This window comes from Massilia sp. 01N410, assembly GCF_056399665.1.
In genome coordinates this window covers 89,731-109,136 of record NZ_JBFTRV010000015.1, presented here as the reverse complement: position 1 = coordinate 109,136, position 19,406 = coordinate 89,731, and the positions used below count along the sequence as shown (strand labels likewise).

Annotated in this window: 13 protein-coding genes, 1 tRNA gene and 2 pseudogenes; 6 read left to right on the top strand and 10 right to left on the bottom strand. The window is 63.5% G+C overall.

Annotation, left to right across the window (positions count from 1 at the left end; genetic code table 11):
* The first annotated feature begins 2 nt into the window (after positions 1-2).
* Positions 3-1,481: a PA domain-containing protein gene (locus tag AC1DOP_RS19375; protein ID WP_441935079.1), complete on the top strand. Its 1,479-nt coding sequence runs from the start codon at positions 3-5 to the stop codon at positions 1,479-1,481.
* Positions 1,482-1,562: 81 nt separating this feature from the next.
* Positions 1,563-1,638, top strand: a tRNA-Phe gene (locus tag AC1DOP_RS19370).
* A gap of 696 nt (positions 1,639-2,334) precedes the next feature.
* Here AC1DOP_RS19370 and AC1DOP_RS19365 read toward each other — a convergent pair.
* A pseudogene (locus AC1DOP_RS19365) lies at positions 2,335-2,649 on the bottom strand (Gfo/Idh/MocA family protein); the annotation flags it as partial.
* A 55-nt stretch (positions 2,650-2,704) separates the two neighbouring features.
* Complete coding sequence (locus tag AC1DOP_RS19360; protein WP_441935078.1) at positions 2,705-3,316, bottom strand: LysE family translocator; 612 nt, start codon at positions 3,314-3,316, stop codon at positions 2,705-2,707.
* Between the two features lie 95 nt (positions 3,317-3,411).
* Between AC1DOP_RS19360 and AC1DOP_RS19355 the strand changes: the two genes are divergently transcribed.
* The gene (locus AC1DOP_RS19355; protein ID WP_441935077.1) at positions 3,412-4,011 is read left to right on the top strand and encodes a TetR/AcrR family transcriptional regulator; all 600 of its coding nucleotides are present in this window, start codon (positions 3,412-3,414) and stop codon (positions 4,009-4,011) included.
* A gap of 386 nt (positions 4,012-4,397) precedes the next feature.
* On the opposite strand, the gene AC1DOP_RS19350 is transcribed toward AC1DOP_RS19355, so the two are convergent.
* Complete coding sequence (locus AC1DOP_RS19350; RefSeq protein WP_477252844.1) at positions 4,398-6,485, bottom strand: putative bifunctional diguanylate cyclase/phosphodiesterase; 2,088 nt, start codon at positions 6,483-6,485, stop codon at positions 4,398-4,400.
* 332 nt (positions 6,486-6,817) lie between these two features.
* On the opposite strand from AC1DOP_RS19350, the pseudogene AC1DOP_RS19345 reads away from it, so the two are divergent.
* The 3 genes and pseudogenes from AC1DOP_RS19345 to AC1DOP_RS19335 all read left to right on the top strand — a co-directional run.
* Positions 6,818-7,133, top strand: a pseudogene (locus AC1DOP_RS19345) (transposase); the annotation flags it as partial.
* A gap of 437 nt (positions 7,134-7,570) precedes the next feature.
* A complete protein-coding gene (locus AC1DOP_RS19340) occupies positions 7,571-8,812 on the top strand; it encodes a hypothetical protein (protein WP_477252842.1) in 1,242 nt (413 codons plus the stop codon).
* Between the two features lie 99 nt (positions 8,813-8,911).
* Positions 8,912-9,340, top strand: coding sequence for a hypothetical protein (locus AC1DOP_RS19335; RefSeq protein ID WP_441935074.1), 429 nt, complete (start codon positions 8,912-8,914; stop codon positions 9,338-9,340).
* Between the two features lie 70 nt (positions 9,341-9,410).
* Here the strand turns inward: AC1DOP_RS19335 and proX are convergent, their stop codons facing one another.
* From proX to AC1DOP_RS19300, 7 genes are all read right to left on the bottom strand, one after another.
* A complete protein-coding gene (proX, locus tag AC1DOP_RS19330; RefSeq protein ID WP_441935073.1) occupies positions 9,411-10,460 on the bottom strand; it encodes a glycine betaine/L-proline ABC transporter substrate-binding protein ProX in 1,050 nt (349 codons plus the stop codon).
* A gap of 14 nt (positions 10,461-10,474) precedes the next feature.
* Positions 10,475-11,554 carry a glycine betaine/L-proline ABC transporter permease ProW gene (proW, locus tag AC1DOP_RS19325; protein ID WP_441935072.1) on the bottom strand — a complete coding sequence of 360 codons (1,080 nt, stop codon included), beginning with the start codon at positions 11,552-11,554 and terminating at the stop codon, positions 10,475-10,477.
* Positions 11,551-12,786, bottom strand: a complete 1,236-nt coding sequence (proV, locus tag AC1DOP_RS19320; protein WP_441935071.1) for a glycine betaine/L-proline ABC transporter ATP-binding protein ProV — start codon at positions 12,784-12,786, stop codon at positions 11,551-11,553. The genes proW and proV overlap by 4 nt, the downstream gene beginning before the upstream one ends.
* A 405-nt stretch (positions 12,787-13,191) precedes the next feature.
* Complete coding sequence (locus tag AC1DOP_RS19315; protein WP_477252839.1) at positions 13,192-14,112, bottom strand: PDDEXK family nuclease; 921 nt, start codon at positions 14,110-14,112, stop codon at positions 13,192-13,194.
* A 121-nt stretch (positions 14,113-14,233) separates the two neighbouring features.
* Positions 14,234-15,601 carry a 2-hydroxycarboxylate transporter family protein gene (locus AC1DOP_RS19310; protein WP_477252837.1) on the bottom strand — a complete coding sequence of 456 codons (1,368 nt, stop codon included), beginning with the start codon at positions 15,599-15,601 and terminating at the stop codon, positions 14,234-14,236.
* Between the two features lie 65 nt (positions 15,602-15,666).
* Complete coding sequence (locus AC1DOP_RS19305; RefSeq protein ID WP_441935068.1) at positions 15,667-18,144, bottom strand: glycoside hydrolase family 31 protein; 2,478 nt, start codon at positions 18,142-18,144, stop codon at positions 15,667-15,669.
* Entirely contained in the window at positions 18,141-19,391 is a 1,251-nt protein-coding gene (locus AC1DOP_RS19300) for a sugar MFS transporter (RefSeq protein WP_477252834.1), read from the bottom strand. The genes AC1DOP_RS19305 and AC1DOP_RS19300 overlap by 4 nt, the downstream gene beginning before the upstream one ends.
* Between the last annotated feature and the right edge of the window lie 15 nt (positions 19,392-19,406).

Here is a 19,406-nt window from a genome sequence, read left to right as displayed (position 1 = left end):
CCATGCTCACCCCCGTCATTTCGCGTTCGCTGATCGCCGCCGCCTGCGCCCTGACCTGCCTGGCCACCCAGGCCGCCACGATCAACATCACCAGCCGCGACCCGGCCGGCAAGGGCTTCAACGACCCGACCCCGGTGGCACCGGTGGGCGGCAACACGGGCACCACCCTGGGCGAGCAGCGCTGGAACGTCTACCGCTACGTGGCCGGCATCTGGGAAAAGAACCTGCAGAGCAACGTCACCATCAACGTCAGCGCGGGCTGGGAAGCCCTGACCTGCACCGCCACATCGGCCACCCTCGGCAGCGCCGGCGCGTGGAACATCTGGCGCGACTTCCCGAACGCCAAGGCCGGCACCTGGTATCCGCAAGCCCTGGCCAACAAGCTGGCCGGGGTCGACCTGAGCGCCGGCCAGCCGGACGACGGCAGCGGCTACGGCAACGTCGACATCAAGACCCAGTTCAACATCAACCTCGGCAACCCGGGCTGCCTGGATGGTTCGCCGTTCTATCTCGGCCTGGACGGCAATGCCGGCTCCAAGGTCAACTTCGTCGAGACCCTGCTGCACGAACTGGGCCACGGCCTGGGCTTCTCGGTGCTGACCGTGTCGACCGGCACCGGCAACCGCCTGAACGCCTCGGGCTCCGCCTATGTCTCGACCGGCGGCCTGCCCAGCATCTGGGAACAGTACATGTATGACAACACGGCCAAGAAGACCTGGCTGAACATGACGTCCGCGGAGCGCAAGGCCTCGGCCATCAACCCGCTGCAACTGGCCTGGATCGGCCCGAACGTGAAGGCAGGCGCAGGCATGCTCAAGCGCATCCCGATCATCCAGACCGCTTCGCCGGCGCCGGGCGGCAGCATGAACATCGACTTCAACACGGCCAGCTTCGGCCCGCTGCCCCCAAGCAGCGGCAACCTGGGCACCCTGGCCAACATCGCTGCCCAGGCCGGCGAAGCGGGTCCGGGCTGCAGCCCCTTCGACGCCGCCAACACGGCTGCGGTGAAGGGCAAGGTGGCGATCATCAGCCGCGGCAGCTGCCCCTTCGTCGACAAGGTCAGGAACGCGCAAAACGCCGGCGCGGTCGCCGTGATCCTGGCGAACAACGCAGCCGGCGCCCTGATCCCGGGCGGCAGCGACGGCAGCATCGTCATTCCGGCGGTCGGCGTCACCCAGGCCGACGGCGATGCGCTGAAGGCCGCCGTCAACACCGCCCTCGCCTACGGCAGCCGCAGCAAGCCGGGCACCGTCACCGCCGCCCTGACCGCCGATCCGGTGCGCATCGCCGGTGCGGACGCCAACGGCAACCCGCTGCTGTACACGCCGAACCCGCTGGTGTCGGGCTCGTCGGTATCGCACTGGGACGTGACCGCCTTCCCGAACCTGCTGATGGAGCCGAACATCAACCCCGACCTGACTACCGTCGTGGTGCCGCCGTACGACCTGACGCTGCCGCTGCTGAAGGATCTGGGCTGGTAATCGGCTGAGGTTCGCGGAACGTGGCGCCTTGTGCACGAAATTATGGATTTATCGTAACTTCGTGCTACAATGCGCCGCCTTGGCCTGGTAGCTCAGTTGGTAGAGCAGAGGATTGAAAATCCTTGTGTCGGTGGTTCGATTCCGCCCCGGGCCACCAAGAATTCAGAAAACGCCACCTTCGGGTGGCGTTTTCGTTTACTCCGTTAGAAGTGCTAGCCTCCGGTCCATTTTCGGTAGGGCAAGCTCAGGCAAGCAAGGTCTCGACGAGTTCGGCAACTTGCCGGGCTTCCGACACCGTGGCCAACCCCGTATCGACTTGCTCCCTGAACGCTCTGGCAAATGCGTCCAATGTGTAAGGAGTAGGGTCGACGGAGGCTGTTGGCGGCACTCCGGTCGCTTCCAGTCGATACCAGTCATGCAGTCTCGCCTTGCCACGGGTTCCACGCCACTCGAAACAATTGCTGTCCTCTATCGTGCCGTCGACTGCGGCGTCAATGCCCACTATCCCACAGCCATGCCGCAGTTGCACCTTCAATGCGGTTTCAGTTTTTCCGTGCTCACGGTCGAGCCGGTAATTGGACAATTCCAGAGGACCAAACAAGCGTAATGCCAAGAACAGGAAATGCGATAACACCTCCCGAGTGAAACCTCCTTGGTCCGGCATGCCCAGCCAGTCGGCGGCGCCACGTTGCCAGGCGCGTGGCCAGTGTGCGAACCGCAAAGTGACGTCTGCCCCAGAGAACTCACCCATGGCGCCGCTGCTCACCATTGCCTGCAACTGGCGCACGGCTGGTACACATGCGAATGGGAAATTTACAGCGCACCGGGGCAGGACGAGCCGATCGATTGCCGCCACATCGCCAAGATTCGCAGCCAGCGGCTTTTCACACAGCACAGCCACCCTGGCATCCTGCGCCAGTCGCAGGTGCTCCAAATGCCAAGCCGGTGGCGAGGCGACATACAAAGCATCCAACCCAGGCTGGACGCTTAACTTGGCAGCGCTGGCAAAAATCGGCAACGCCGGGTCCAACGCGCGCACTCGTGCCTGAGCGCCTGCGTCTGGATCGTATACACCGACCACTGAAAATGCCGGGTGCGCTCTCAGTGCCTGCAGCACGCGCAAACCCATGATGCCGGCGCCAATGACGCCAATCCGGATACCTTCCATTTGGATCCTCCTGGTGATGGAACGGCGCCAGCGACGGCAGCACCGCAAGAAACGATCAGGCCAGCACAATGCGCAGAGCACACAGCAATAACAGAGATCCCGCTGCCAACTGCAGGACACCGCGCCTCCCGGGTTCGAGGTTGCGGCGCGCAAGCCAAGCGTAGGCACAAAGCACCGGGTATTCGAGCAGTACCGCAATCGCTCCCAGTAGCGTCATTTGCACCATCGGTGGCCAGCCGCCCTCATGCACAAACTGAGGCAGCATCGCGCCAAAAAACAGCACCGCCTTCGGGTTCGCCAACTGCAGCGTCAGCGCGTCGGTGAACAGCCGTGCAGCAGAGGCCGGGGGCGCCGGCTCGAGATTTCCTTCGCGTTCGGCATGGCGCCACGAACGAAGCGACTGAATGCCAAGCCAGCCGATGTAGGCGGCTCCCACCCAGCGCAGAACGGTCAGGCTGCCTGGAGCCGCGGCAAAAACGGCACCCAAGCCCAGCAAGGCCATCAAGATATAAATGCAGTTACCCAGAAGAATCCCGCCGATGCTGGCCTGCGCTGGCCTCCAACCTGATGTCAACGCTGCGCCCATCACATTCGCGACTGCTGGACCGGGCGTAATACTCAACAGAAAGTTCATGCTCCAGAAAGAAATTGCTAGCGCGATGTCCATGATGTTTAACCTCAAACGAAATTAACTAGACTTGAGTCTAATTAATTAAATTGTACAATGCAAGCCCTTTCTCAACGTCGCAAAGAGGCATACCAATGGCCCGGCCTCCCGGCAAAAACGCCAAGATTCGTCAACAGATCCTCGACGCGGCGTCCCGCTTGTTTGAGGAGCACGGAGTAGCAGGGGTCAGCATGGACGACATCGTGCGCGATTCCGGCGTGGTGCGTGCCACGGTGTACAGTCATTTCGGCAGCAAGGCTGCGCTGGTCGCCGCCAGTGCGCGTAGTTATCTGACGGGGCTGATCAATGTTGCGCCCCTACAGGCGGAACCAGGCCAGCTGCACGCTGCCCTCGACCATTTCGCACAGCAGACCCAAACCTGGCTACAGGCCCATGCCGCGCAGGCGGAACTATTCTTCAGCCACGTCCAGCAGACCGCCGATTCCGGCGAGGTGCGGGACGATGGCCCTTCCCTGCGCAAGTCACTTCGTTCGCTATTTACGCGCGCGCGGGAGAGCGGCGACCTGCCGCCGCAGGCCGACGTTGAGTTCCTTGCCGACGGCTATGCTTATCTGTGGTTCATGCTGTGCGCGCAATGGTTGGCGCGGCGCGACGATGCACGGTTCGCGTCGCGGCTCGCGCAACTCACGGCCATGTACGCGCCGAGCGCCCCAGGGATTTGCCGCAATGTCTAGCTACAACACTGTCCTTGAACCTGGACTCGCTCCAGTTCCCTAGACAAATCCTGACCTCACATTGAGGCACGCTCGAAGGCCTCTGGGCTGACGTGGCCTTACCAGCACTCGCACTGCCTCACGCCACTGAGAGAGTGGACGAATCGGCCTTCCTGCCCGGACGCCACGTCATTGCACTTACCGGCGTGGCCCAACTGGATTCCGCTCGGGCCATTGGCATCATGGAGCACGCCAACCCGGTCTATATCGAAGATCGTCACAAGCAAGCCGAGCGCGCCCTCGTTGGCGCGGCGCCAAGACCGCCCGCCAATCAAACCTTCCGGGTGCATAAGAGGACCCCGGGTTACTCCGGGCCGTCGCGTTAACGAATGCCTTGCCATGACACGTCAGACACATATGCCCGTGCTCAGCATTGCCTGCATTTGAACCGCGTCGACCGGCTTGCTGAAGAAGTAGCCCTGGCCTTCATTGCATCCGTGCGCGTTGAGAAACGCAAACTGCCCCTCATCTTCGACGCCTTCGGCGATGACACGCTGGTGCAGATTCTTGCCCATGCCGATGACCGCGCTGACGATGACCCCATTGCTTTCAAGTCCGGCATTGATTGCCTTTACAAACGACTGGTCGATCTTGAGCACATCGATCGGAAATTGGTTCAAGTAGCTCAGGCTGGAATAACCGGTGCCAAAGTCGTCCACTGCGATCTGTACGCCCATTGTCTTGAATTTGGCCAGTAAGCAGGCGCTGGTCGCCACATCGCGCATCAGCACGCTCTCGGTCAGTTCGAGCTGCAGGCAGGCAGGGTCCACGCCAGTGGTCTCCAGGACGGTAAGCGCGTGATCGAAAAAATCCCGATGACGAAATTCCAGAGCCGACACGTTGATCGCGATTGACCCCGGGGAAATGCCTTGGTTACGCCAACGCACCGCCTGCTCGCAGGCTTCATTCAATACCCACCGCCCGATTGGAATGATGAGGCCGCATTCCTCGGCAATCACGATGAAACGCTCCGGCAACACCAGTCCCCATTCTGGATGCTCCCAGCGCAGCAGGGCTTCGACCCCGGTGATGCAATTGGTTTTCAGGTCAACCTTGGGCTGGTAATGCAGCGTGAATTCCTTGCGTTCGAGCGCCTGGCGTAGATTACTTTCGATCAGCTGCCGCTCCACGGCCCGCGTATTCATGTCATGGCGGAAGAACTGATAGTTGTTGCGCCCGCGCTCCTTGGCATGATACATCGCGGTGTCCGCATTCTTGATCAAGGCGACGGCATCCGTACCGTCGAGCGGGAAAACGCTGATGCCAATACTGGTTGACGTATGCAACTGCTGCCCATCGATGAGGAAAGGCGTCGACAGCGCGAGCAGTATTTTTTCAGCCGCCAGCGCCGCATCGTGCGGCCGCCGTTCGTCTGCGAGCAGGATCACGAATTCATCGCCACCGTGGCGGCTGACCGTGTCGGAAGTGCGCACGCAGTGCACCAGGCGTTCCGAGACGGCTTGCAACAACTGATCGCCGACAGCGTGCCCCAAGGAGTCGTTGATATGCTTGAACTTGTCCAGATCAAGGAACAATAATACCGGGTTTGTATTGCTGCGCTTGGCCGAAGCAATAGCCTGAGTAATGCGGTCATTCAAAAGGACTCGGTTGGGCAGGTTGGTAAGGAAATCATGCTGCGCGAGGTGTCGCATTTTCGATGTCAGTGCGACGGTGCTAGAGATGTCCCGGAACACCATCACGGCACCCACGAGCTGTCCATTCCAATCGTGAATTGGCGCGGCAGAATCTTCGATCGGAATAAGCTTGCCATGACGGTCGACAAGGACGACTTCGCCGGTCAAACCCGAGGAGTAATCGCTTTGCAGGACGTATTCAACCGGATTGATGATCGGGCGCCCCGTCACGGCGTCGATAAGGTTAAGCACTTGCGCTACAGGCATCCCACTCGCGTCCTCCCGCAGCCACCCGGTGATCAGTTCGGCCGCGGTATTCAAATAATCAACGCGGCCGGCCGTGTCGGTAGAGATGACGGCATCGCCGATCGAGTTAAGCGTAATTTCTGCACGCGCCGTGGCGACATACAGACGTTGCTCCACTTTCATGCGTTCGATAATGTTACGCAAGGACTGCGGCACTAGGCTGTTGTCGAAGTACCCCTTTGATAGCCAGCCTTGGGCGCCGCGCTGGACGGCCTCCTTGGCATCGTCTTCATTGTCGAGGTCGCACAGCGTCAGGATCGGTATGTGGCGCGCCACTTCGTATAGTTGATCGAAGCAAGCCAAGCCCGTGCCGTCTGGCAGCATCAAATCCGCCAGGATTACATCGATCCCTTCCTGGCGAATGCGCTCTATGCCTTCTGCCAAGGTAGCCGCGCATTCCACATCGAAGGGACCATCGAAGGCCTCACCTAAGGCATTCTTCAGGGCGCGGATGTCGTCCGCGATGGGGGAAATGATGAGGACTCGATTTGCCACGTTTTCTCCGTTGTCACCGATTCTAATGACGTGGCTCGGCTTAGCGTGCTGGCGCCGCATGACCACGCCGCCAACGGATGCATTTCGGCAGACGTCGCTGCCACCTGCACGATTTATGAGGAGCTAAGGAAGCCTGCGCACCAAATCCCAGATGCTAGCTTCGCGCAGGCTTTTAGCGCAGAGACTAAACGAGTATAGGCTGTTTCGTGACAGCGTCAACTTGTTGAGTTGCGGGAACCTGTGATGCAGGCGAGCGATGATGCCTGTATGAATCGCTACGACGATTGCAGACACTTCTGAGCCATCATTCTGAGCCCAAGGGAAAAGTATGAGTGGAAAGCGGTACGGAGGAATTCAAGATCGTGGCGGTCAAGCAGGTGGCCGAGCGTGGCCACCGGCAAGCGACGTAGCCGCGCGCCTGGGGGAGTATCCACAGCCTGTACAACTGGACGAAGCGCTACGGTGTGCCTGAAGAGGAGCGCAAGGCTGTGGATTCGCAGGCCGATGAAATGCGGCGGCTGGAGGCCGAGTTGAAGCGCGTCACGGATGAGCGCAGCATCTTGAACTGGTCGCGGTGTAGTTTGCCAAGACGTCCGGGTAAGGTACACCTTCATTGTTGAATTACAGGACCAATTCCCGGTGCGGCGGTAGGTGCACTGATTGGGCATCCGTGGCATCGGATCGGTGTACTACCTGATGTTCGCCGTGCATCACGGGGTATCCGGCAGTCTCGGCCGAGAGATGGTGAGCTTCGTGTTAGTGACTGTCACGACATTCATCCTGGCGCAATGGTATGTCGATGCGCCCCTTGATGAAAGCTTATGCGCGACGCATTGCGGACCCGTGTTGAGCATCTAGGCGAAATAGAGCACACGGGACGCCGATTAGGCGTATGCTTTTATCATTCAAGCGCCGTACTGCATGAAGTGACCCACACTGCTTGGTCGCGGTAATTCAACGGCAATGCACGGAACACGGCCGTTAGTGACGGCCACTCCCGGCACGACGCAAGTAGTACGGGGGAGCATGCGAGGTCTCTACCTGCCCGCCCCCCCTGATTGCAACGGTCACATCGGGAGTACGTCATGCGTCACACATTGAAAGCCGTCTTCGCTCACCGAAGCGATGCCCAGCACGTCCTGGACGAATTGCTGGCCTCTGGATATTCGCCCGCCGATACGGCCCTGTCGAACGAGCTCCCAACTACGCAAGACGACGACGTCGGATTGGACGGCGAGGACGCAAAAGCCAACGGCCCGGTCAAACGACTCGCCGCGAGGCTGTTCCACACCGGACAGCGCGAGCATAGCGCAGCATATGCCGATGCATTCCTGCGCGGACGCCACATCGTGACGCTCACGGCCGATTCCGAGCCGGATATCGCGCGCGCCGCCGCCATCATCGAGCGCTTCGGTCCGCTCGGCATCGAAACGCACGATGCGGTGTGGGACCATGGCAGCGTCGGCGCCGGGCAAGATGCCGGCCGGATGGCTCGCGCCTACCCGCCCGGTACCGAGCCGGGCGCCCTGCAGGGCCGCGCCCATGAAGACAGTCGCTACTTCGGCATCCAGCGTGCCGATTCACCGCCGACCGGCAACACCTTCCAGGAAACGATGGGCGCGGACTCCCAATGGGTCCATCCTGACGAAGACAGACTGCATGTCCGCACCCCGGCCACCTTCGCGGATTCGCACGGCACCGTACACGACGATGACATGGCGGCCTACCGCTATGGCAAGGAGATGCGTATCAGCGACAAGTACCGCAACCGTTCCTGGGACGAGGTCGAGCCCGCCCTGAAGAGCGCCTGGGAAGCGGGCGCGAGCGGCGCTGCTGCCTGGGACGAGAGCAGGCACGCCATACGCCGCGGCTGGAACAGCGCGTCACCCGACATCGACGACGACAGTTATTACCGTACCCACTGGAACGCAATATACGCGCACGATGCCGGCGATAGCGAGGAGAAGAACGACGCCCCGGCCTCCCTGTCAGGCAGCGAAGCAGAGCGCAGCGAGAACTATCGCAGCCGCGATTGGCGGAGCTCCCCATCCGATGTCGAGGACGCCTGGAACGCGCGCCACGCGGGGCAACTATCGTCATGGGGAAATTTCAAGAATGCCGTGACCCATGGCTGGAACAGGATCCGGCTGGACACGGATACAAAGGAGCCTGCCGGCCATTCATACGAAACAAGGCCCGACACTGAAACGACGCGCATGGCCGCGCCGGAAGTGCCTGGGGAAACCGAACATGCCGGCAGCGCTGCGCCGGCCTGGAACAAAGTGAAGGCGGCGGTACGCCATGGCTGGGAGCGCGTAAGGTCTTGATGGGCCGCTGACACCAAGCGCATCGGCACCTGTCGCTCCAGAAGTCGTCTGGAACAAGGCTGCCGCCTGATTGAACGAGCAAGCGAAAAGAGGCAGGTCATGCGCCACGATCTCACAGCAGTCTTCAACAACCCGGTCGACGCCCAGCATGTACTGGACGAATTGCTCCGCTCGGGGTTTCCGCGCTCCGGAACCTCACTCGTCAGCCCGCCCGAGCCTGACGACGCCAAGCGCCTATCCGACGCGGGCCCCCGGGGGACACTCAAGCAAATACTCATGCGGCTATTCGGGCCCTGGCACCACGCACCTGAGAGAATGGACGAATCGGCCTTCCTGCCCGGACGCCACGTCATCACCCTTACCGGAGCGCTCGAACTCGATTCCGTACGGGCCATTGGCATCATGGAGCGCTCCAACCCCGTCTATATCGAAGACCGGCATAAGCAGGTCGCGCATGCCTCTGTCGGCGCGGTGCCGAAGCCGCCCGCCAAACGAAGCTTCCGCGTGCATAAGAGGCCATCGCGTTGACGAGCGCCTTGCCGTGACGCGGTCAGATTGACATCCCGCACCACGAGGGAAGCCGCAAACGGCGCTCGACTCAGGGCTTCGCCGCCGCCAGCGCCTGCGCGATCCAGCCATCGAACAGCTGCTGGTGGTATTTGATCCAGCCTGCCGTATGGCGCGCGATGTCGGCCTGGGTGTTTTCGCCGGTCCGCATGCGCTCGTTTTGCGCATTGATGTCGGCGATCGGCAGGCGCATGACGTCGAACAGCTTCACGGCCGCCGGGTTCCTGTCGGCCCAGGCGCGGTTCACGACGATCCGCGTCGTGTTCACGGCAAATCCATAGTCGCTGCCGTCGTCGAGACGGGTATTCGCGTTCTGCGGATTCGACGAGAACGGCACCTGCAGCCAGACCACGTCCTTGCCCGGCACCAGCACCCCGCTCACCCAGTAGGGTGTCCAGGTGTAGTACAGAATCGGTTCGCCACGCTGGTAGCGGCCGATGGTATCGGCGATCAGGGCCGAATAGCTGCCCTGCACGTGCTTGACCGTGGCGCGCAGCTTGTAGGCGTCCATGTGGTTTTCGATCATCGCCTCGCAGCCCCAGCCTGGATTGCAGCCGGTCAGGTCGGCCTTGCCGTCGCCGTCATGGTCGAATAGTTTCGCCAGCGCCGGGTCGCGCAGCTGGCCGATATTCGTGATGTGGTACTTGTCGGCCGTCGCCTTGTCGATCAGGTAGCCTTGCGCGGCCGGACCGGCGTATTGGCCAACGCGCAGCAGCCTGGCGTCGCCGCCGGCATTGTTGTAGTAGTCCTGGTGCAGAGGATCCCAATGCACGGCGAGGAAGGTCGCGTCGCCGTTGGCAATCGCGATATGCGCGGTCGGATAGTCGACTTCCTTGATCGCCTGCGTCTCGTAGCCCAGCTTTTCCAGGGCACGTTCGACCAGCATGGTCTGGAAGGTTTCCTCGGCGATCGGGCTTTGCAGCGCCTGCACCTTGATGCCCTTGCCGGGCAGCCCGGCATCGGGCGTTTGCGCCATCGCCAGGGAGGTGGTCAGGGCAAGCGCGGCAAGCGCCAGGGCCGAGAACCACTGGAACCTGCGCTGCGCTTTATATGTGGCCTTGAAGTGTTCGATTCGTTGCATGATGTCCTTTCTTGTTATTGTGCGCTTATCGTGCGATTAGGAGACCTGGCGGGCGCGGCCGCTTCGCCGCGCGCCGGTCCGCCGCGCACCAGGCGGAGGATGAAACCGGCCGGGCCCGTCTGGTACCAGTGACGCACGCCGCGGCGCGGTTTCCCCATCGCCTGCGTCAGGCGGTCCAGGGTGATGGCCAGCAGCACGATGCCAAGGCCCCCCACGGTGGCCAGGCCCATGTCCAGGCGGCCAATCCCGCGCAGCACCATCTGGCCCAGGCCGCCGACCGCGATCATCGAGGCGATCACCACCATCGACAGCGACAGCATCAGCGACTGGTTGATGCCGGCCATGATCGACGGCATGGCCAGCGGGAACTGCACGCGGGTCAGCAGCTGCCAGGGCGAAGCGCCATAGGCGCGCGCCGCTTCGACCAGGTCGGGACGGACCTGGCGAATGCCCAGGTTCGTCAGGCGCACCAGCGGCGGCAGGGCGAAGATGATGGTCACGATCACGCCGGGCGCATTGCCGATACCAAACAGCATGACCACCGGCACCAGGTACACGAAGGCGGGCGTGGTCTGCATGGCGTCCAGCAGCGGGCGCAGGACATTCTGCGCGCGTTCGCTGCTGGCCAGGAATATCCCCAGGGGCAAACCGATCGCCAGGCAGAAAGCCAGCGAGGTCAGCACCAGCGACAGGGTGATCATCGCTTCCGGCCAGACGCCCAGCATCGACAGGACCAGCAGCGCCAGCACGGTGCCGGCGGCCAGCGCGCGGCTGGTGAATTGCCAGGCCAGCAGGCCGATGATGGCGATCACCACCATCGACGGCGCGGCCAGCAGCAGCTCGCCCATGCCGCCCAGTGTCGCGTCGATCGGCGCGCGCACCGCCTGGAAAAACGGCCGGCAATGCGCGACCACCCAGCCCAGGCCCTGGTTGATCCAGGATTCCAGCGGCAGCGAACCATCGAAGAGTTGCGTCAGCTGAAAGCCGCCGGCGTGGTCGGGCGTGACGGCCGGCGCCGCGTCGAGCCAGGAAGTATCGGTCGGCGGCGTCGGCAGCCAAGGGTTGGTCTGGGCAGTGGCGGTACTGGGATTCATGCTTGTCCTTTCTGTGTTTGTGGCTCGGCAATGGCGGGCGTATCGCGGTCGAGGAATTTCAGCAGGGTGGTCTTGCTGATGGCGCCGCGGAAGCCGCCGTCGCTGGCCACCACCGGCACCGCATACGGCAGTTGCGCCACTTGCCCGAACAGGCCGGCAACGGGCTCGTCCGCATTAATGGTCTGCACCTCCGGCAGGTAGGCGTGCGACAGGCCCAGCGGACCGGTATGGCCTTCGAGCGCGCTGCGCAGCGAATCGGCCGACACCACCCCGAGGAACTGGCGCCGCGGATTGACGACATAGGCGTAGGCCCGGTCCTGCTCTTCCAGCATCGTCAACGCCGCACGCGAACCGCGGCTCGGCGATTCCGACACCACGATCTGGCTCTTGCGGGCGATGTCGCCGGCCTTGAAGACGGCCGCCGCATCGACGCCGCGCACGAAGTTGCGCACGTAATCGTTGGCGGGCTTGCGCAGGATTTCCTCGGGCGTGCCCACTTGCACCACATGCCCGTCCTTCATGATGGCGACCCGGTCGCCGATACGCATGGCTTCATCGAGGTCGTGCGAAATGAAGACGATGGTGCGGCGCTTGATCTGCTGCAAGCGCAGCAGCTCCGATTGCATTTCCGTGCGCATGATGGGATCGAGCGCGGAAAATGCCTCGTCCATCAGCAGGATCGAGGGATCGCAAGCCAGGGCGCGCGCCAGTCCCACGCGTTGCTGCATACCGCCGGACAATTCGTCGGGATAGCTGGCGTCATAGGCCGCGAGGCCCACCTGCTCCAGCGCCTGCCGGGCCAGCGCATGGCGCTCGGCCTTGGGAATGCCGGCCAGTTCCATGCCGAAGGCCGTGTTGTCCAGCACGGACACATGCGGCAGCAGCGCGAAGGACTGGAACACCATGCTGATGTCCTTGCGGCGCAAGGCGCGCAGCTGCGCCTCCGGCAGCGTATTGATGTCTTCGCCGTCGATCAGGATGCGGCCGGCGGTCGGCTCGACCAGGCGGTTCAGCATGCGCACCAGGGTCGACTTGCCCGAACCGGACAGGCCCATGATGACGAAGATCTCTCCCGCCTCGATGGTGAAACTGGCGTCGAACACGCCGATCGTGCATTCGGTCCTGGCCAGGATTTCCTGCTTGCTGGCTCCCTGGCGGACCAGTTCCAATGCCTGTTCCGGCTGGTCGCCGTAGACCTTGAAGACATGGTCGATGATGATTTGTTTTGCCACGTGGTGGTTCTCCTTCGATTTTGCAAAGGCAATGAAACCCTGGGCCGTTGGCGATGCAACGGCGCATTGGCGTGCGCAAGCGACGAATAGGACGAGGCACGCTTTTCCGGCGTGCGTTCGTGCCGGTGCCAAGGTGTCATAGGCGTGTCAAAAGAGGCTGGGTTTCAGGACTTTTGACGACGCAGGTATTTGACGAACAATGCGTCAAACGATTACGGATACGGGCGCTGGGCCCAAGAATTATTTCCCGCTCGTTGAGAGGAAATACGGTGCTGCGGAGATACTTTTGAACAAATATATTGCACTAATGATAGCGCAAACAGACGCAAAAGTCCAGTAGCCTTCCAAATTGGAATGTGCTAGCGATGTTCTGCCAAGGCGGAAACCCGGCTGCTTATGGGCTGCTTATGGGCTGTTTGCCGTGCCAACGGCCGCTTCGATCGCCTGCGCATACTGCGCCGCGCCGGCCCTGGCACCGCAGGCCTGCATATCGTCGTACAGCCACATGAAACCGCCGGTAATGCCGGCCGTCGCCTTCCACGTGCTCATCCTGGTCCGCACGACGGCCGGCGAATCGCCCTGCAGGCAAGCCTTGCCGTGCAGCGACCAAAGGCCCGGGTTCACGCTCATGCCCATCGCGGACGACCAGGCTGCGGGATTATTGCGCGCGCCGCCGTCGTAGACCTGCAGGTAGATGGTGTCGACCTTGCCGCCGAGCGCATCCTTCAGGCTGCGCCAATAGGCCTGCTTCGTATAAGGCACCAGCGCGAGCTTGTAGCCCAGGGCCGACAGCATATTGCCGAAGCGGGCCGACGAATCCAGGTCGTAGCTGCTTTCGTCGTCGAAGTTGGCGGCATCGGCGCCGGTCGCGGCTCTCAAAGCCTGGAAATTCCGGTACAGGATGCTGCTTGGGCCGCTGCCTTGCGCGGCGATCAGGTCGCGAATGGCCGCGAAATCATTGGTGCCGCCCGAACCGATCGACACCTCGATGCGCCTGACCCCGGTGGGCTGCCGCTTGAGCGTGGCAAGCCGGGACGGCCAGTCCGGATCGCCCACATAGCGGCCGTCGGCCACGAGCAGCTTGTCGTTGAGGATGAGGTTTCCGCTTTTGGCGTCGACGTGGATGCTCCACAGGATCACCGTGTCGAAGCCGGATGCGCGCAGATCGTCCATCACCGCCTGGCCGCCGCTGTAGAAGGGGCCGCCGCCGAAGACCGCGGAATGATGGGGATTACCCGGTGCCGGGGCAGCGGCGAAGCTGGCGAAGGTGGCCAGAGTGCCGGCCAGGGCGCAGGCCAGCAGCGACGGCCGAAGACGAGCGAACATGCATGACTCCGATGTGAAGGATGAGCGATCGTTCCGGATAGTACAAAGGAAGCGTCGGCCGTTTCAGCAAATCCCCCGCATCGGGCTGCAATTTAGTGCTGTTTCCTAAACAAGCGGACGATTAGTGCAGCCTTGCCAGCGCAATCAGGGTCAGCGTGACGGTGATCGCGCCGCCGATGCGGGTGGCGATCTGCGCGAAGGGCATCAGCTGCATGCGGTTGGCGGCGGTCAGGATGGCGACGTCGCCGGTGCCGCCCTGGCCGCTGTGGCAGGCGTTGACGATCGCCGCCTCGATCGGATACATGTTCATCTTGCGGCCCACCACGAAGCCGGTGGCCATCAGAGTCACGACCGTCGACACGATGATGACCAGGTTCGTCACGTTGAAGGCGGCGACCAGCTTGTCCCAGGGCGTCATCGAGGCGCCGATGGCGAACAGCAGCGGATAGGTGACCGCCGTCGAGAAGAATTTATAGACGATGTAGGAGCTCTGCTGGAGCTGGGGCGAGACGCCGCGCGACAGCTTGAACATGACGGCGACGAACAGCATCACCACCGGCGCCGGGAACTCGAACAGGCGGAAGGCCAGCATGCCCACCATGTAGAGCGAGATCGAGGTGATGCCGGCGGCCGCGATATGGCCGATGTCCATATGCAGGGGAATGACTTCGGCCAGCGGCTTCGCATCGTCCTGCTCGCCCGGCTGCAGGCGGCCTTCGCCGGTCAGGTGCGGGCGCTTCTTGCCGATCGCATTCAGCATGCCGGCCAGCAGGATCGCCGTCAGGCTGCCCAGCATCACCGGCGGCAGCACCTGGGCGAAGATCTCGCCCTGGGCTTCGTGCAGGATGCCGGCATAGCCGATCGACAGCGGGATCGCGCCTTCGCCGACGCCGCCGGCCATGATCGGCGCGACCAGGTAGAAGAAGGTGTGGAAGGCGCCCTTGCCCAGCGCCACGCCGACGGCGGTACCGACGATGCCGGCCGCCACCGAGCCGATGGCCAGCGGGACGAAGATCTTGATGAAGCCCTTGATGAGCACCGACCTGTCCATGCTCAGGATGCTGCCCACGATGATGGACGAGATGAACAGGTAGAGGAAGTTGGTGGACTTGGTGAAGTCGACCACGTTCTTCAGCACCGGCGCCGGGATCAGGTGGCTGAAGGCCAGGTAGGACGGGATGAAGGTGGCGAATATCGCGGCGGCGCCGATGTTGCGGAAGAACGGCAGGCGCTTGCCCAGTTCCGCGCACGAGAAGCCGCCGACGGTCAGGATGGCGATCGAGACGCAGATATCGTTCGGCACCTTGCCGGTCGCGACGAAGCCGCCGATCAGCGCCACCAGCAGGAGATAGACGGGCAGCGGGACGATGCCGAGACGCATGTCCATCAGTTTCCAGAACGGATGGGGCCTGGATGGAGCGGACGCTTGTACCTCGGTCTGGGCTTGGGCCGGTGGGTTTTGCAGCGGAAGTCGGTTAGCGTTTTTCATGAATACCAACGATAGGTCTGGTGAATATGGCGCCACTCTAACCGTGTTTCCCCTTCAATTAGCTTTCAGTGTTCGAGCTCGATCCGCTGCACGTTTTCGTCCGGCAGCGGGATGCGCAGGCGCCGCGCCGCCGGGTCGAACTGCGCATCGCGCACAGGTTTGCCGTCGATGCGGATGGCGGCCGGCGGCTCGTCGATGCCGATGAACTCGACGGCACCCACGCGCTGGTAGCCCGCATTGGGCGGGATGTCCAGCCACAGGCCGCGCTTGCCCTGGCCCTCCTCCTGCCGCATTCCGATGGTGCGCGATCCTCCCTGGCGGTAGCCGTAGCCGTCGCCGGCATCCTGGAACACGTGGCTGTCGCCGGTGGCGCCGGCGGCGACGAGCAGGGTCAGCGGCACCGTCTTCAGCTCGCCCGTGTGCTGCACCACCGGCGCCGTCGGAATGCCGGCGCCGGCGCGGACGAACAGCGGCAGCCGGTCCAGTGGCGCGGCGACCTGCGCCACCGTGCCGCCCGCATGGCGGCTGCCGTCCCACCAGGCTATCCAGGCATCGCCCTGCGGAAAATAGACCTCGCGGCTGGTCTTCCCTTCCTGCAGCACCGGCGCCACCAGCAGGTCGCCGCCGAGCAGGAACTGGTCGTCGACCAGGCTGGCGCGCGTATCGCCGGGGTACATGAACCACAGCGGACGCATCGGCGGCATGCCGGTCCGTTCGTTATCGGCGAACAGGGTGTACAGATAGGGCAGCAGGCGGTAGCGCAGCCCGATGGTGGCGCGGTTGATGCCTTCGAGTTCGGCGCCGAAGGCCCAGGGCTCGCGCGCGGCGGAGACGTCGTTGGAATGGGTGCGGAAGTATGGCGTCAGCGCCGCCGCCTGCAGCCAGCGGGTATGCAGCTCGGCGCTCGGACTGCCCATGAAGCCGCCGACGTCGGCGCCGACGAAAGGCACGCCCGACACCGACAGATTGGTCAGCATCGGAATCGTCAGCGCCAGGTGGGACCAGGTCGGCGAATTGTCGCCGGTCCAGACCGCGGCGTAGCGCTGCACGCCGGCGAAACCGGCGCGCGTGAGCACCAGCGGGCGCCGCTCCGGCCGCAGCTTGCGCAGTCCCTCGAAGCTGGCGCGCGCCATCTGCATGCCGTAGACGTTGTGATATTGCGCATGGCTGCCGGGCCGGCCGTCGCCGGCATGGCGGGCATCGACCGGGAAGCTACGCTGCGGCCCCAGCGAAATCTCGGGCTTGTCGAAACCGTCGGCCGGGAACACGCCCGGCTCGTTCATGTCGTTCCAGAAACCGTCCACGCCGAGGTCCAGCGCCGACGCGTACAGGCTGCCGAACCAGGCGCGTGCCGCCGGCATGGTGAAATCCGGGAAGGCGCAGATGCCCGGCCAGACCTTGGCATGCAGTTCGCTGCCATCAAGCTTGCGGACGTAGACGCCCTGCTCCCTGCCGCTGCGGTAGATCGGATAATTCTCATCGAGCTTGATGCCCGGGTCGACGATGGTCACGGCGTGGAAGCCTTCGCCGTGCAGCCGGTCCAGCATCTTCTTCGGATCGGGGAAGGTCTTCGGATTCCATGTAAAGACGCGGAAGCCGTCCATGTGGTCGATGTCGAGGTAGAGCACGTCGGCCGGGATCCGGCGCTTGCGGAACTCCTGCGCGATGTCGAGCACCTTTTCCTGGCTCATGTAGGACCAGCGCGATTGCTGGTAGCCCAGCGCCCACAGCGGCGGCAGGGCGCCGCGTCCGGTCAGGGCCGTGTAGTCGCGCAGGACGCCGGCCGGGCTGCGCTCTTCGCCGCCGGTGAAGACGTAGTAATCGAGTTCGCCACCGTTCGCGCCGAAGCTGTAGCGATGGGGCTCGCGCTTGCCCATGTCGAACCAGCTGCGCCAGGTGTTATTGAAGAACAGGCCGTAGCTCCTGCCTTCGTGCAGCGCGATGAAGAAGGGAATCGCCTGGTAGGAGGGATCGTGGCCCACCGCATAGGGAGCGACATCCGAATTCCACATCACCGTGGCTTGCTGGTGCCGCGACAGCGGCAGCGTCTTTTCGCCGAAGCCGTAGTACAGCTCGTAGTCGTCGCGGCGCATCGCCGTTTCGACGGCGCCCTCCTCCCTGTCGAAGGTCATCGGACGCGCCGGGTCGTTGGCGAGCACCAGCCGGCCGGCGCCGTCGTACACCGAAATCGCCAGCTCGGGCGCGTTGCGGATCACCACCCGCGTGCCGCTCGTGGAGCGCAATTCGGTCACCGCGCCCTGCTTCGTCAGCGTCGCCCTGGAGGTGGGCGGCGCGCCCTCGATCGCATAGGAGACGTCCGGCGCGAAGCTGCCGGAAGGCGTCATCCGCACCCGCACCACGTCGGGCGTGGCGAAGCCGATGTGGACCCGGGCGCCGCTGGACAGGCGCAGGTCCACGCCGTCGGCGGACGGCAGGGCCTGCACGACCTTGCCGGCGGGACGCAGGGCCGCGCCGGCAGGCAGGGCGGCCAATGCCAGGAGGCTGGCTCCCGCCAGCGCCGGCAGGCGCCGTCTTCTGTTCATTGCTGCGCGCCGGCGCGGTACAGGCCGGCGAACCTCAGGCCGAAGTACAGGATGAAGGCGTAGCAGGCCGCCGGCACCACGAAGGACCATTGCAGGCCGATCGAGTCGGCCAGCAGGCCCTGCACGAAGGGCACCACGGCGCCGCCGACGATGGCCATGCACAGGATGCCCGAGGCCTGGCCGGTGAATTTGCCGAGGCGGTACAGGGCCATGCTGAAGATGGTCGGGAACATGATCGAATTGCACAGGCCGACCGCGAGGATGGCCCACATCGCAGCCTGGCCGTGGCCGAAGATGGCAACCAGGATCAAGGCGATCGAGACGGCCGCATTGAAGGCCAGGGTCTTGCCCGGGCTGACATAGCGCATCACCGCGAAGCCGACGAAGCGTCCGACCATGGCGCCGCCCCAGTAGTAGCTGACGTAGTGGGCGGCGTCCGCCGGGCCGAGGGCGGCGATGTGCGGCTCGCCGATGAAGTTGATCAGGAAGCTGCCGATGCTGACTTCGCCGCCGACGTAGAGGAAGATGCCGATCGCCCCCATCAGCAGGTGGGGATGGGCCAGCACCGAGGCCTTGGTGGTGCTGTCGAGCTGCACCGCGCCGTCGTCCGCGTGTTCGATCTTCGGCAGGCGGGCGAAGGCGAACAGCACCGCCAGCAGCAGCAAGGCGCCGGCCAGGGTCAGGTAGGGCTTCTGGACGCTCGCCGCCTCGCTGACCTGGGCGCCTTCGGCCAGGATCAGGATGCCGCCGAGGATGGGCGCGATGGTGGTGCCCAGCGAGTTGAAGGCCTGGGTCAGCGACAGGCGGCTCGAGGCCGTGCGCGGGTCGCCCAGCACCGTCACATAGGGGTTGGCCGCCACCTGCAGGATGGTGATGCCGGCTGCCAGCACAAAGAAGCCGAGCAGGAACAGCGCATAGCCGCTCATCGACGCCGGATAGAACAGCGCGCAGCCGCAGGCGGCGATCACGAGTCCGGTGACGGCGCCGTTCTGGTAGCCGATCTTCTTGATCAGCATGCCGGCCGGCAGCGAGACGATGGCGTAGGCGCCGAAGAAGCAGAACTGCACCAGCATCGCCTGCACGTAGTTCAGCGTGTAGAGCGCCTTCAGGTGCGGGATCAGCACGTCGTTCAGCGCTGTCAGCAGGCCCCACATGAAGAACAGGATGGTGATGATGACCAGCGGCCCGGTATTGCCCGTGCGAGCCTCCGATTGCGGCCGCAGCGCCGGCTGCGAAATATGTTCCATACGGTGTCTCCTATC

Coding starts and splice junctions, on each gene's coding strand:
- AC1DOP_RS19305 (WP_441935068.1), bottom strand. CDS start 18,144: ATGAACAGAAGACGGCGCCTGCCGGCGCTGGCGGGAGCCAGCCTCCTG.
- AC1DOP_RS19355 (WP_441935077.1), top strand. CDS start 3,412: ATGGCCCGGCCTCCCGGCAAAAACGCCAAGATTCGTCAACAGATCCTC.
- AC1DOP_RS19375 (WP_441935079.1), top strand. CDS start 3: ATGCTCACCCCCGTCATTTCGCGTTCGCTGATCGCCGCCGCCTGCGCC.
- AC1DOP_RS19360 (WP_441935078.1), bottom strand. CDS start 3,316: ATGGACATCGCGCTAGCAATTTCTTTCTGGAGCATGAACTTTCTGTTG.
- proW (WP_441935072.1), bottom strand. CDS start 11,554: ATGAATCCCAGTACCGCCACTGCCCAGACCAACCCTTGGCTGCCGACG.
- proX (WP_441935073.1), bottom strand. CDS start 10,460: ATGCAACGAATCGAACACTTCAAGGCCACATATAAAGCGCAGCGCAGG.
- AC1DOP_RS19335 (WP_441935074.1), top strand. CDS start 8,912: ATGCGCCACGATCTCACAGCAGTCTTCAACAACCCGGTCGACGCCCAG.
- AC1DOP_RS19300 (WP_477252834.1), bottom strand. CDS start 19,391: ATGGAACATATTTCGCAGCCGGCGCTGCGGCCGCAATCGGAGGCTCGC.
- AC1DOP_RS19340 (WP_477252842.1), top strand. CDS start 7,571: ATGCGTCACACATTGAAAGCCGTCTTCGCTCACCGAAGCGATGCCCAG.
- AC1DOP_RS19315 (WP_477252839.1), bottom strand. CDS start 14,112: ATGTTCGCTCGTCTTCGGCCGTCGCTGCTGGCCTGCGCCCTGGCCGGC.
- AC1DOP_RS19310 (WP_477252837.1), bottom strand. CDS start 15,601: ATGAAAAACGCTAACCGACTTCCGCTGCAAAACCCACCGGCCCAAGCC.